This is a genomic window from Paenibacillus agri (genome assembly GCF_013359945.1).
Lineage (GTDB): Bacteria > Bacillota > Bacilli > Paenibacillales > Paenibacillaceae > Paenibacillus_AQ > Paenibacillus_AQ agri.
Window position 1 is genome coordinate 1 of the sequence record NZ_JABWCS010000068.1, and the last position, 243, is coordinate 243.

Annotated in this window: 1 rRNA gene; it reads left to right on the forward strand. The window is 57.2% G+C overall.

Going from position 1 to position 243, the window contains the following annotated elements:
- Nucleotides 1-243: ribosomal RNA gene (locus HPT30_RS00305) — 16S ribosomal RNA — on the forward strand; the annotation flags it as partial.

Genomic DNA, 243 nt, shown 5'->3' on the forward strand with positions numbered 1-243 from the left:
GCTTGCACTCCTGATGGTTAGCGGCGGACGGGTGAGTAACACGTAGGCAACCTGCCCCACAGACTGGGATAACTACCGGAAACGGTAGCTAATACCGGATAATTCCTTTTAGCTCCTGCTGGGAGGATGAAAGACGGAGCAATCTGTCACTGCGGGATGGGCCTGCGGCGCATTAGCTAGTTGGTGAGGTAACGGCTCACCAAGGCGACGATGCGTAGCCGACCTGAGAGGGTGAACGGCCAC